The sequence below is a fragment of the Streptomyces sp. NPDC088915 genome (genome assembly GCF_044749825.1).
In the GTDB taxonomy this organism is placed as follows: domain Bacteria; phylum Actinomycetota; class Actinomycetes; order Streptomycetales; family Streptomycetaceae; genus Streptomyces.
The window spans coordinates 213,832-226,189 of sequence record NZ_JBIVIR010000002.1 but is presented as its reverse complement, the minus strand read 5'-3'; the positions used below and the strand labels follow the sequence as shown (position 1 = coordinate 226,189).

Sequence of the window (12,358 nt, the reverse complement as noted above, 5' to 3'; positions counted from 1 at the left end):
TTCGGGGCCGGGGTGATAACCCGGGCCCGGGCCGTCACCCTCCGTCAGTACGCGGTGATGCCGAGACCCTCCTCGACGAACTCGTACACGTCCGTGTACGGGTCTCGCAGGTCCTTGGCCTTGTGGGCAGGATGCTGGGCGTTGATCTCCTGGGCCCGCTTCTTCGCCAGGGCGAAACTGCCCTTCGGGATCTGCTCGGGCAGGACGCTCTTGATGTTCTCGGCGTCGTTCGCGAAGGGGAGGAGTTTCACCGCTTCCCCGCAGACACCGCCGAAGGTGCTCTGGACCGGCTTGTGGTGGAGCAGTCGCCAGAGCTCGAAGCAGGGGTGCGAGAAGGCGATCCGCACGCCTTCCTCTTTCGCCAGCTTGAAGGCGTCAGGAATCTGCTCGTGTTGATCCCTGTCGAAGAGGCACCAGACCTCGGGCCAGAACTTCTCCGCCAGCTTCGCCTTCTTCGCGGCCCGTGTCTCGTCACGCATCAGCCGCGCCGCCGCGTCGACCAAGGTGATGGGCTTGCGCTGCGAACCGGGTGCGGTCGCGTTGGCAATCCGGACCTCGATGCCGTTCGCACCGGCCCGGTCTCGCACGATCTCGATGTACTGGGGCTCGGTCACCCGGCCCTCGGTGAAGACGTGGACGATCTTGTTCCGCCGCTGCCCCTTGCTCGCGGGCCCCAGCGAGTCCTTCCCCCTCGTACGCGCCATCAGCTGCCGCTCCGCTCCGCCTCGTACTCACGTTCCCGCTCGTTCGCCGCCAGCAGCCGCCGCGCGATCTGCCCCTCCAGCAAGGCGGGAACGGCTCCGAACGCCCCGGCCAGGTAGGACTTCATCAGGTCCTCTTCCTCCCCGGGGGAGGCGGCGGTCAGCGGGTAGAGCTGGGTCGCCCCGTCCTCGTCCTTCTCCGTGAGCCACACCTGCGCGGGCTCAAGGAGACGGCCCCCGCTCGGTGTGGTGAGGACGGACGGGTCGTGCGAGGTGAAGACGAGCTGCGCGCCCTTGGGATTGGCCTGGGGGTCGTGGAAGAGCCTGACGACCTCGGCCGCGAAGCGCGGGTGCAGGCTGGCGTCGAGCTCGTCGACGAGGAGTACAGCGCCTTCGTCCAGCGCCAGCAGCAGCGGGCCGAGCAGAGCGAACCACGAGCGGGTGCCGTACGACTCGTGGCGCCAGTCGAGGGAGACGTCCCCCGCGGCGGACCGGTGCGTGAGGCGTACCTCCGGACGTCCCTTGCCGCCCTCGACCGTCTCCGCGCCGGTGATGCCGAGGTCCGCGACCTGCAGCAGTTCGTTGATGCGGCGCGCCCGGGCGCCCGACAGCTGGCGCGTCGTGAACGTCTCCCGTTCCTGGCGCTCGACCTCGGGGTCGATCAGCCAGAGGTTCCGGCGGAACCAGTGGAACAAGGGGGTGAGCTGCGGATGGTTGTCCGTGCCGGCCGTGGAGAGCACCAGGGCGTTCGGCCGGGTGCGCCGCTCCAGGCCGGCGCGGTCCTTCACCCGGGCACCCGGCCAGTCGTAGACCTTGGGCCGAGAGGCATCCCGGTCCAGCCACACCTGCCGGTGACCGCGGGGGTAGCTGTGCAGCCACTCGGCCTCGACCCGCTCGGAGCCCAGCTCGAAGCCGTACGTCCAGCGGATCCCGTCGAGGACGAGGTCCACCTCGTAGAAACTCGACTCCTCGGTCCCCTTGGCGTCCAGGGCGAAGGGGACGCGGTCCGTGCCGTCGTACGAGGCCCAGCGCGCGTAGGAGTTCTGCACCGCGCTGCTCATGTCCGTCATCGCGGCGAGGACGTTCGACTTGCCCGAGGCGTTGGCGCCGAAGACGCCGATCAGAGGGAGCACGCCCACCGCGCCGCCGGGCAGCTCGACGCGTCGGGCGGCTGCGCTCGGCGCGTCCTCGGGCACGACGAAGGTCAGTTCCTGCTCGTCGCGCAGTGACCGCACGTTGGCCGTGCGGAATCTCAGCAGCATGCCGGCCCCTCTCCGCCGCCAGCGTAGTAGGTGCGCACGACAGCGGCGCGCCCAGGTTCGGGCCGCGCCGCTGTGGAGCCGTGGTGAGCCCTTGGGAGGGCCTTCGGATCAGTAGAGCTTGTTGACGGCGGTCTTCGTCGTGGTCCGGAAGGCCGTCAGCGGGGCGTCCTTCAGGTCGCCCATCTGACCCCAGCGGACCAGGGTGACGGTGCGGCCGTCGCGGCCGACGGAGAAGAGGTGGATGTCGGTGGCGCCGATCTGCGGGTCGGCGGTGTCCAGGCTGTAGACCCAGGCGCCCTCCTCGACGTCGATCTTGCCGTGGGAGGCGCTGACGGCCTTCAGGCCCGGGTTCTGCTGCTCAAGGAGGGGGCCGCAGCCGGCCAGGGCCTTGCGGAGGGTGTCGACCAGCTTCACGGCGTCGGCCTCGGTGCGGGCGACAGTGGTGACCTGGACGCCGTTGGTGTCGAGCTCGGTGCTGAACTCGCGGTAGCGGCTGTTCTGCGCCGGGATCTTGTACGGGGCGCACAGGACGCCGCCGTTCTCCGGGACGCCGGTGAAGACCTGGGTGGCGGTCCACGGCGTCGACGACGGCGGCATCTGGGAGGCGGCGAGGAAGGCGGGCCGGTCGGCGGCCTGTGCCGGGGCCGTGGCGAGGGCCGCGAGGCCCAGGGCGGCAGCGGCGGTGGTGGCGAGTGCGGTGCGGAACGTGCTCATGGTGGTGGATCCCCCGTCGGGTCGTTCGGTCAGTGCTCCATCAGCGTCGGGGGCGATGCCCGCCGCCCGCAACGGTGACGCGTCCGCCCTCCGTCCCGGAACCATTCCACCCCTGCTGACGTGCAAGGACGTGAAGGGTGGGACGCAGGGCCGAGGGGGATGGAATGCCGAAGGACGCCGCCGTCGAGGAGTTCGCGCGGCTCGTGCGCGCGCTGAAGGCGCGGGACGGGAGGAGTTACGAGGCGCTGGGCCGGCGCCTGAGCGTCAGCGCGTCCACCCTCCACCGCTACTGCTCCGGCGCGACCGTCCCGGAGGAGTTCGGCGTGGTCGACCGCCTCGCCCTCCTCTGCGGGGCGGACGAGGAGGAGCGGCGGGCCCTGGAGGCGGCCTGGACCCGCGCGGACGGCGCCCGCCGCCCTCCGGCACCGGAACCGTCTCCGGAACCGGCCCCGGAGACGGCGCCCGAGCCCGGTCCGGAGCCGAAGCCCGCCCCCGAGCCCGCGCCCGAACCCGGTCCGGAGCCGAAGCCCGACCCCGAGCCCGCCCCGGCCCCGGAGACGGCACCCGAGCCCGCGCCCGAACCCGCGCCCGCGCCGGACCTCCCGTCCCCGCGCCGGAGGCGCCGTCGGGGGTGGGCGGGCCTGGTCGGCGGGGCGTCGGCGGTCGTGGGAGCGGTCACGCTCGGAGTCGTACTCCTGCCCGGGAAGGCCCCGGAGCCGGCCGCCGAACCGCCGGCCCCGCTGACGTGGACCGTCGCCTCGCACCTCTGGAAGAACGGATGCGGGCACACCTACCTCGTGGAGCGGACGCCCCCTCCCCCGCCGGGGACGGCCGACGCGCGGAGCTGGGCGGCGGCGCGGGGGGCCGTGGACGGCGGGGAGACGCTGGTGCGGGTGTCGGTGCAGGGCAAGGGCGCGGCGGCGGTGGTGCTCCAGGCGCTGCACGTGCGGGTGGTGGAGCGGGGCGCGCCGCTGCCGTGGGCGGCGTACCGGATGGACGACGGGTGCGGCGGGGCGGTGACGCCGCGCCGGTTCGAGGTGGACCTGGACCGGCCGCGGCCGGTGGCGCGGGCGCTGGACGGGTACGACGCCTCCGGGCAGGAGGGCCGGACGCTCCCGGCGGTCTCCTTCCCGTACGCGGTCGGCGCCGCCGAGCCGGGGGAGCTGCTGGTCTCGGCGGGGACGGCAAAGTGCGACTGCCGCTGGTACCTGGAGCTGGAGTGGAGCTCGGAGGGGCGCCGGGGCACGGTCCGGATCGGGGACGAGGACGGTGCGCCCTTTCGGACGAGCGGGGTGGAGGGGCGGCCCGTGTACGGGTACGACTCCGTGGAGCGGGCCTGGATCACAGGCGGGGAGTCTGGACAGGGCGGGTGACCGCTGGGTAACTTCGTTGACGACAGACTGAGCAAGCGCTTAGAAAACTGGGCCCGCACACCGGAGGAGTCGCACCGTGCGCCGTACCGTATTCGACGAGGACCACGAGGCGTTCCGGGACACCATCCGGGCCTTCATCGAGGCCGAGGTCGTCCCCGTCTACGACGAGTGGTTCGCGGCCGGCCAGGCGCCCCGCGACTTCTACCACAAGCTCGGCGAGCTGGGGATCTTCGGCATCAACGTGCCCGAGGAGTTCGGCGGCGCGGGCCTGGACACCCACAAGTTCGAGGCGGTCCTCTACGAGGAGACCTCGCGCGCGGGCGTCCAGTTCGGCGGCTCCGGCGTCCACGTCCTGCTGGCCCTGCCGTACCTGAAGATGCTGGCCACCGAGGACCAGAAGAAGCGCTACCTGCCGAAGTTCGTCTCCGGCGAGGAGATGTGGGCGCTCGCCATGACCGAGCCGGGCACCGGCTCCGACGTCGCGGGCATGAAGACCACCGCCAAGCTCTCCGAGGACGGCACCCACTACGTCCTCAACGGCGCCAAGACCTTCATCACCGGCGGCGTCCACGCCGACCGCGTGATCGTCTGCGCCCGCACCTCCGCCCCGTCGGCCGAGGACCGCCGCTTCGGCATCTCCCTCTTCGCCGTGGACACCAAGTCCGAGGGCTACTCGATCGGCCGCAAGCTCGACAAGCTGGGCCTGCGCACCTCCGACACCGCCGAGCTGGCGTTCGTCGACGTGAAGGTCCCGGTCGAGGACCTGCTCGGCGAGGAGGGCAAGGGCTTCTCCTACCTGGGCCACAACCTGGCCTCCGAGCGCTGGGGCATCGCCTTCGGCGCCTACGCCCAGGCCAAGGCCGCCGTCCGCTTCGCGAAGCAGTACGTGCAGGAGCGCACGGTCTTCGGCAAGCCGGTCGCCTCCTTCCAGAACACCAAGTTCGAGCTGGCCGCCTGCCAGGCCGAGGTCGACGCCGCCGAGGCCGTCGCGGACCGCGCCCTGGAGGCCCTGGACGCGGGCGAGCTGACCCCGGCCGAGGCCGCGAGCGCCAAGCTGTTCTGCACCGAGGTCGCCCACCGCGTCATCGACCGCTGCCTCCAGCTCCACGGCGGCTACGGCTACATGAACGAGTACCCGATCGCCCGCCTGTACGCCGACAACCGCGTCAACCGCATCTACGGCGGCACCAGCGAGATCATGAAGTCGATCATCGCGAAGTCGATGGGCCTGTAAGTGCCCGAGGCGCACGACGCCCGGGGCGTCCGGGCCGTTCCGGAAACCTCCGGGGCCCTGGACGCCCTGCTCGATCTGCTCGACCTGGAGCCGATCGAGCGGGACATCTTCCGGGGGCGCTCCCGGTCCTCGCTCGTCCCCCGCGTCTTCGGCGGCCAGGTGGCCGCCCAGGCCCTGGTGGCGGCGGGCCGGACCGTGCCCGCCGATCGCCTCGCGCACTCCCTGCACGCGTACTTCCTGCGCCCCGGCGACCCCGGCGCGCCGATCGTCTACTCGGTCGACCGCATCCGGGACGGGCGCTCCTTCACCACCCGCCGGGTCGTCGCCGTCCAGCACGGCCAGCCGGTCTTCCACCTCTCCGCCTCCTTCCAGGCGTACGAGGAGGGGCTCGACCACCAGGCGGACACGCCGGCCGCGCCGGACCCGGAGTCGCTGCCGACGGCCGCCGAAATGCTGCCCCGGCACCTGCCGGAGGACGTGGCCCGGCGTCTGATCGAGGCGCGGGCGGCCGTGGACCTGCGGTACGTCGACACCCCGCCGTGGGGCTCGGTCGGGGAGCCGCGCGAACCGCGCTCGCAGGTGTGGTTCCGCACCAACGGCAAGCTGGCCGACGACCCGCTCCTGCACGTCTGCCTGGCGACGTACGTCTCCGACATGACGCTGCTCGACTCCGTCCTGCTCGCGCACGGGCGGGGCGGCTGGGCCGTCGGGGACGTGGTGGGGGCCTCCCTCGACCACGCGATGTGGTTCCACCGGCCCTTCCGGGCCGACGACTGGCTCCTGTACGACCAGGAGTCCCCCTCCTCCGCCGGCGGGCGCGGCCTCGGCCAGGCCCGGATCTGGACGCGGGACGGGAAGCTGGCCATCTCGGTCATCCAGGAGGGTGTCGTTCGCGTGCCGCGTCCGTGACCGGGCATACGTTCCGACCATGGGACGAGAGGCGAAGGACGGGACGGACGGCGGGAACGGCGAGAGCACCTTCACCGTGCTCGTGGCGGCGGCGGCGAACCTCGGGATCGCCGTCGCCAAGGCCGTGGCCGGCCTCATCAGCGGGTCGAGCGCGATGCTGTCGGAGGCGGCCCACTCCCTCGCGGACACCGTCACCGAGGTCATGCTGCTCACCGCGCTCAAGCGGAGCGGGAAGCCGGTCGACGAGGACCACCCGGTCGGATACGCGGGCGAGCGGTACGTCTGGGCGATGCTGGCGGCCGTCGCCACCTTCGTCGGTGGCGCGGTCTTCTCGATCTACGACGGGATCCACACCCTCACCAAGGGCGAGGACCTGGGCGACCCGCTCGTCTCGTACATCGTGCTCGCCGTCGCCTTCGTCCTGGAGGGCTTCTCGCTGCGGACCGGCGTCCGGCAGGTCCGGGCCGAGGCGAAGGAGCGGGGGACGCCCTTCGCCACCTATCTGCGGCGCACCCCCGACACCACCGTGAAGGCGGTCGTCCTGGAGGACTCCGCCGCCCTCGCCGGACTGCTGCTCGCGGCCGGCGGCCTGCTCGGCGGGCAGCTGACCGGCTCCGGCGTCTGGGACGGCGTCGCCTCGATCCTCATCGGCGCCCTGCTCGTGTACGTGGCCTGGGTGCTCGGCCGCTCCAACGCCGAGCTGCTCGTCGGCCGCCCGCTGCCGAGGGAGACGCGGGAGGCCGTACGGGCGGAGCTGCTGGCCGTCCCGCAGGTCGAGGCCGTCCTCGACCTGACGACCCTCATCCAGGGGCCGGGCGAGGCCCTGGTCGCCGCGAAGATCGACTTCCGGGACGGGGTCCCGGCCGAGGAGGTCGAGCGGGCCTGCGAAGAGGCGGAGGAGCGGCTCCGCGCGCGCGTGCCGGCGGTCCGCCGGGTGTACCTGGACCCGACGCCGGGCCGGGGACGGCGCGAGAGCGGGGCCGGGGCGGAATGAGGCCGGTGCTCAGCCCAGGCCGGCCGCGTCGAGCAGGTACGCCGTCATCGGCTCGTAGTAACGGGGGTCCAGGACGTGGTCGTCGAGCGGGATCGTGACCTGCATGGTCCCCTCGGCCTCGCCCAGGAAGAGGGCGGGGTCGTTGCAGTCCGCGTAGCCGACGGAGTCGATGCCGCGCTGGCCCGCGCGCCCGGCCCAGCCGTGGTCCGCGACCACCAGGTCGGGCGCGGGCTCGCCGAGCACCTCCAGGCCGTCCAGGATCGCGTTCATCGGCTCCGGGGAGTGGGTGTGCCAGAGGCTGGCGCCCCGCTCGAAGACGGCGACGTCGGCGAACTGCACGACGTACCCCTCGTCGGCGATCAGGCCGCCGGGGATGCGGACGATGTCGCAGCCCCGGGCGCGCAGCGCGGCCGCGACCCGGCTGTGGACGTCGATGAGGGCGCCGGGGTGGCCGGTCGCGAAGAGGACCCGCTCCCGTCCCTCGGCGGCCTTGCGCAGCCGGGCGGCCATGCGGTCGAGGGCGTCCACGGTCAGCTCGGGGTCGATGGTGTCCTGGCCGGTCCGGTGGGCCGGGTCGTCGACGACGCCGCACCGCTCGGCCATCACGGCGAGCACGTCCTGCTCGTCGGTCCAGCGGTCGCCGAGCTCCAGACCGAGCCAGTAGTGCCGGTCGCCGTTGGCGAGTCTCCGGTAGTGGGAGAGGTTGTTGTCGCGCGGGGTGGCGACGTCTCCCGCGATCCGGGTGCGGACGAGGTGCTCGACGAGGGCGGGGCGGCTGAGTATCGGCATGGGGCTCATTCTGTCCGAGCCCCGGGCGGGACGGGGACCGCATTCCGCCTCTCGGACGACCGGGACCGACGGGAGCCGCCAGGGGGTGCCCTACGGGGTCGCGAGGGCTCCGAAGGCCCCGTGGGCGAGCCGCCGCAGGAGTTCCTCCATGGGGCGGCGGCCGAGGGCGGCCAGGTGGGGGGTGGAGTTGAGCAGGCCGAAGACCGCGTGGACGGCGGTGCGGGCCTCGCTCTCGGGGGCGTCCGGGTAGAGCTCGCGGACCGTCGTCACCCACAGCTCGACGTACTGCCGCTGGAGCTTGCGCACCCGCTTGCGGTCCTCGTCCCTGAGCCGGTCCAGCTCCCGGTCGTGGAGGGTGATCAGGGGCCGGTCGTCGAGGGCGAAGTCGATGTGCCCGTCGATGAGGGCGCCGAGCAGGGCCCGGGGGTCGCCGCCCGCCTCCCCCACCCGCAGCCGGCCGCCGTCGAGGAGCCGCTCGCTGATGCCGACGAGCAGCTCGGCGAGCATCGCGTCCTTGCCGGGGAAGTGCCGGTAGAGCCCGGGGCCGCTGATGCCGACGGCCGCCCCTATCTCGTCCACGCCCACGCCGTGGAACCCGCGCTCGGCGAAGAGGCGGGCGGCCTCCTTGAGGATCTGCTCGCGCCGCGTGGGGGCGTCGGTCCTGCCGGTGGCGGACGTGGTCGTGGTCATGGATTCGATTCTAGACAACCCCGTTAGCGGTCGTTAACCTGTGCGCCATACGTTAACGCTCATTAACCGGACGGCTCGTCAACCGGACGGCTCATTAGCCGGACGGCTCGTTAACCGGACAAGGGAGATCGGTCGATGCAGCAGGCACCCGTGCTGTCGAGTGCGGCGGATCCCGCCTCGCCGGCCTGGCAGGCGAACGAGGCCGCGCACCACGAGCTGGCCGCGACCCTGCGCGCCAAGCTCGCGGCGGCCGCGCTGGGCGGGGGCGAGAAGTCCCGGGCGCGGCACACCGCGCGCGGCAAGCTGCTCCCCCGGGACCGCGTGGACACGCTCCTCGACCCGGGCTCGCCCTTCCTGGAGCTGGCCCCGCTCGCGGCGAACGGCATGTACGGCGACCAGGCCCCGGCCGCCGGCGTCATCGCGGGCATCGGGCGGGTCTCGGGCCGCGAGTGCGTGATCGTCGCGAACGACGCCACCGTCAAGGGCGGCACGTACTACCCGATGACCGTGAAGAAGCACCTGCGGGCCCAGGAGGTGGCCCTGGAGAACCGTCTCCCCTGCCTCTACCTGGTCGACTCCGGCGGCGCCTTCCTGCCGATGCAGGACGAGGTCTTCCCCGACCGGGAGCACTTCGGCCGCATCTTCTACAACCAGGCCCGGATGTCCGGCGCGGGAATCCCGCAGATCGCGGCCGTCCTCGGCTCCTGCACGGCCGGCGGCGCGTACGTCCCCGCGATGAGCGACGAGGCCGTGATCGTGCGGAACCAGGGCACGATCTTCCTCGGCGGCCCGCCCCTGGTGAAGGCCGCGACCGGCGAGGTCGTCACGGCCGAGGAGCTGGGCGGCGGCGAGGTCCACTCCCGGATCTCCGGCGTCACCGACCACCTCGCCGAGGACGACGCCCACGCCCTGCGGATCGTGCGGAACATCGTCGCCACCCTCCCCGAGCGCGGCCCGCTCCCCTGGTCGGTCGAGCCCGCCGAGGAGCCGAAGGTCGACCCGTACGGGCTTTACGGGGCCGTGCCCGTCGACGCGCGCACCCCGTACGACGTGCGCGAGGTCGTCGCCCGGGTCGTGGACGGCTCCCGCTTCCAGGAGTTCAAGGCCGAGTACGGGCAGACCCTCGTCACCGGCTTCGCCCGCATCCACGGGCACCCGGTCGGGATCGTCGCCAACAACGGCATCCTGTTCGCCGAGTCCGCCCAGAAGGGCGCGCACTTCATCGAGCTGTGCGACCAGCGCGGCATCCCGCTGGTGTTCCTCCAGAACATCACCGGCTTCATGGTCGGCAAGGCGTACGAGCACGGCGGCATCGCCAAGCACGGCGCCAAGATGGTCACGGCCGTGGCCACCACCCGGGTCCCGAAGCTGACCGTGGTCGTCGGCGGCTCGTACGGCGCGGGCAACTACTCGATGTGCGGCCGGGCGTACTCCCCCCGCTTCCTGTGGATGTGGCCCAACGCCAAGATCTCCGTCATGGGCGGCGAGCAGGCCGCCTCGGTCCTCGCGACCGTCAAGCGCGACCAGCTCGGCGACGGCTGGAGCGCGGAGGAGGAAGAGGCCTTCAAGGCCCCGATCCGCGAGCAGTACGAGACCCAGGGCAGCGCCTACTACGCGACCGCGCGGCTCTGGGACGACGGGGTCATCGACCCCCTGGAGACCCGGCAGGTCCTCGGCCTCGCCCTGACCGCCTGTGCCAACGCGCCGCTGGGTGACCCCCAGTTCGGCGTCTTCCGGATGTGAGGGGTTCTCGGAGCATGTTCGACACCGTTCTTGTGGCCAACCGGGGCGAGATCGCGGTCCGCGTCATCCGCACCCTGCGCGAGCTCGGCGTGCGCTCGGTGGCCGTCCACAGCGACGCGGACGCCGACGCCCGGCACGTGCGGGAGGCGGACACGGCGGTGCGGATCGGTCCGCCGCCGGCCGCCGAGTCGTACCTGTCCGTGCCCGCGCTGCTGGACGCGGCCCGCCGCACCGGCGCGCAGGCCGTCCACCCCGGCTACGGCTTCCTCGCCGAGAACGCCGGCTTCGCGCGGGCCTGCGCGGAGGCGGGGCTCGTCTTCATCGGGCCGTCCGCCGAGGCGATCGCCCTGATGGGCGACAAGATCCGGGCGAAGGAGACCGTGAAGGCGGCGGGCGTGCCCGTCGTCCCCGGCGCCGCCGACCCCGAACTGGCCGAGGCCGCCCGCGAGCTGGGCGCGCCCGTGCTGCTCAAGCCCAGCGCGGGCGGCGGCGGCAAGGGCATGCGGCTCGTGCGGGACCTGGCGGTCCTGGACGAGGAGATCGCGGCGGCCCGGCGCGAGGCCCGCGCCTCCTTCGGCGACGACACGCTGCTCGTGGAGCGGTGGATCGACGGGCCCCGGCACATCGAGATCCAGGTCCTCGCCGACACCCACGGGAACGTGGTGCACCTCGGGGAGCGCGAGTGCTCGCTCCAGCGGCGCCACCAGAAGATCGTGGAGGAGGCGCCGAGCGTCCTGCTGACCCCGGAGCTCCGGGCGGCGATGGGCGCGGCGGCGGTGGAGGCGGCGCGGTCCTGCGGCTACGTGGGCGCGGGCACGGTCGAGTTCATCGTCCCGGGCGGCGACCCCGCCTCGTACTGCTTCATGGAGATGAACACCCGGCTCCAGGTCGAGCACCCGGTGACGGAGCTGATCACCGGCGTCGACCTGGTGGAGTGGCAGCTCCGGGTCGCCGCCGGCGAGCCGCTGCCCTTCGCGCAGGAGGACGTCCGGCTCGACGGCTGGGCGATCGAGGCCCGGATCTGCGCCGAAGACCCGTCCCGGGGCTTCCTGCCCTCGGGCGGCACGGTCCTGGCGCTCCACGAGCCGCAGGGCGGCGGCGCGCGGACGGACTCGGGCCTGAGCGAGGGCACGGAGGTCGGGAGCCTCTACGACCCGATGCTGTCGAAGGTCATCGTGCACGCCCCGGACCGCCCCACGGCCCTGCGCCGGCTGCGCGCGGCCCTCGCGGACACGGTCACCCTGGGCGTCCCGACGAACGCGGGCTTCCTGCGGAGGCTGCTGGCCCACCCGGACGTGGTCTCCGGAGATCTGGACACCGGCCTGGTGGAGCGCGAGGCGGAGGGGCTCGTCCCCAAGGACGTCCCCGCCGAGGTGTACGCGGCGGCGGCGGCCGTACGGCTCGCGGAGCTGGCCCCGGCGCCCCGGGACGGCTGGACGGACCCCTTCTCGGTGCCGAACGGCTGGCGCCTGGGCGGCGCTCCGGCCCCGCTCGCCTTCCCCCTACGCGTAGCGGGACTCGAACCCGTGACGGTGGAGGCGCCGCCCGGTGCCCGGGTCACGGACGCCTCGGTGACGGTCGTCGTGGACGGGGTCACCCACCGCTTCCACCGGGCCGGCGCCTGGCTGGGCCGGGACGGCGACTCCTGGCACGTGCTCGACCACGACCCGGTCGAGGCCGCGCTCGGCGGCGCCCGGCACGGCGGGGCCGACACGCTGGCCGCGCCGATGCCCGGCACCGTGACCGTGGTGAAGGTGGCCGTCGGGGACGAGGTCGAGGCCGGGCAGAGCCTGCTCGTCGTCGAGGCGATGAAGATGGAGCACGTCATCTCCGCCCCGCACGCCGGCACCGTCACCGAGCTGGACGTCACGCCCGGCACCACCGTCGCGATGGACCAGGTCCTGGCCGTCGTCACCCCGCACGAGACCTCCGGGGAGGAAGCGTGACCA

11 protein-coding genes are annotated in these 12,358 nt (G+C 73.1%); 6 read left to right on the top strand and 5 right to left on the bottom strand.

Annotation, left to right across the window (positions count from 1 at the left end):
• Nucleotides 1-44: 44 nt before the first annotated feature.
• The 3 genes from ACIP5O_RS04670 to ACIP5O_RS04660 all read right to left on the bottom strand — a co-directional run bounded on the left by ACIP5O_RS04670 (nucleotide 45) and on the right by ACIP5O_RS04660 (nucleotide 2,677).
• Nucleotides 45-704 carry an RloB family protein gene (locus tag ACIP5O_RS04670; protein WP_401288568.1) on the bottom strand — a complete coding sequence of 220 codons (660 nt, stop codon included), beginning with the start codon at nucleotides 702-704 and terminating at the stop codon, nucleotides 45-47.
• Nucleotides 704-1,963 carry an ATP/GTP-binding protein gene (locus ACIP5O_RS04665; protein WP_401288566.1) on the bottom strand — a complete coding sequence of 420 codons (1,260 nt, stop codon included), beginning with the start codon at nucleotides 1,961-1,963 and terminating at the stop codon, nucleotides 704-706. Before ACIP5O_RS04665 ends, ACIP5O_RS04670 begins: the two co-directional genes overlap by 1 nt.
• A gap of 108 nt (nucleotides 1,964-2,071) precedes the next feature.
• Nucleotides 2,072-2,677: a hypothetical protein gene (locus ACIP5O_RS04660; RefSeq protein WP_401288564.1), complete on the bottom strand. Its 606-nt coding sequence runs from the start codon at nucleotides 2,675-2,677 to the stop codon at nucleotides 2,072-2,074.
• A gap of 164 nt (nucleotides 2,678-2,841) precedes the next feature.
• Here ACIP5O_RS04660 and ACIP5O_RS04655 point away from each other — a divergent pair, with 164 nt between their 5' ends.
• From ACIP5O_RS04655 to ACIP5O_RS04640, 4 genes are all read left to right on the top strand, one after another.
• Nucleotides 2,842-4,050 (top strand): helix-turn-helix domain-containing protein, encoded by a 1,209-nt coding sequence (locus ACIP5O_RS04655; RefSeq protein WP_401288561.1) that lies wholly within the window; start codon nucleotides 2,842-2,844, stop codon nucleotides 4,048-4,050.
• Between the two features lie 76 nt (nucleotides 4,051-4,126).
• Nucleotides 4,127-5,284 (top strand): acyl-CoA dehydrogenase family protein, encoded by a 1,158-nt coding sequence (locus ACIP5O_RS04650; protein WP_401288558.1) that lies wholly within the window; start codon nucleotides 4,127-4,129, stop codon nucleotides 5,282-5,284.
• On the top strand, nucleotides 5,285-6,193 hold the full coding sequence (locus tag ACIP5O_RS04645; RefSeq protein ID WP_401288556.1) for an acyl-CoA thioesterase: 909 nt from the start codon (nucleotides 5,285-5,287) through the stop codon (nucleotides 6,191-6,193).
• Between the two features lie 19 nt (nucleotides 6,194-6,212).
• Nucleotides 6,213-7,187, top strand: a complete 975-nt coding sequence (locus tag ACIP5O_RS04640; RefSeq protein ID WP_401288554.1) for a cation diffusion facilitator family transporter — start codon at nucleotides 6,213-6,215, stop codon at nucleotides 7,185-7,187.
• Nucleotides 7,188-7,196: 9 nt separating this feature from the next.
• Here the strand turns inward: ACIP5O_RS04640 and ACIP5O_RS04635 are convergent, their stop codons facing one another.
• Both ACIP5O_RS04635 and ACIP5O_RS04630 read right to left on the bottom strand, forming a co-directional pair.
• Entirely contained in the window at nucleotides 7,197-7,976 is a 780-nt protein-coding gene (locus ACIP5O_RS04635) for a phosphatase (RefSeq protein WP_401288552.1), read from the bottom strand.
• Nucleotides 7,977-8,066: 90 nt separating this feature from the next.
• On the bottom strand, nucleotides 8,067-8,666 hold the full coding sequence (locus tag ACIP5O_RS04630; protein WP_356540914.1) for a TetR/AcrR family transcriptional regulator: 600 nt from the start codon (nucleotides 8,664-8,666) through the stop codon (nucleotides 8,067-8,069).
• A 135-nt stretch (nucleotides 8,667-8,801) separates the two neighbouring features.
• Between ACIP5O_RS04630 and ACIP5O_RS04625 the strand changes: the two genes are divergently transcribed.
• Complete coding sequence (locus tag ACIP5O_RS04625; RefSeq protein ID WP_356540912.1) at nucleotides 8,802-10,409, top strand: carboxyl transferase domain-containing protein; 1,608 nt, start codon at nucleotides 8,802-8,804, stop codon at nucleotides 10,407-10,409.
• Nucleotides 10,410-10,423: 14 nt separating this feature from the next.
• Complete coding sequence (locus ACIP5O_RS04620; RefSeq protein WP_401288548.1) at nucleotides 10,424-12,355, top strand: biotin carboxylase N-terminal domain-containing protein; 1,932 nt, start codon at nucleotides 10,424-10,426, stop codon at nucleotides 12,353-12,355.
• Nucleotides 12,356-12,358 lie beyond the last annotated feature (3 nt).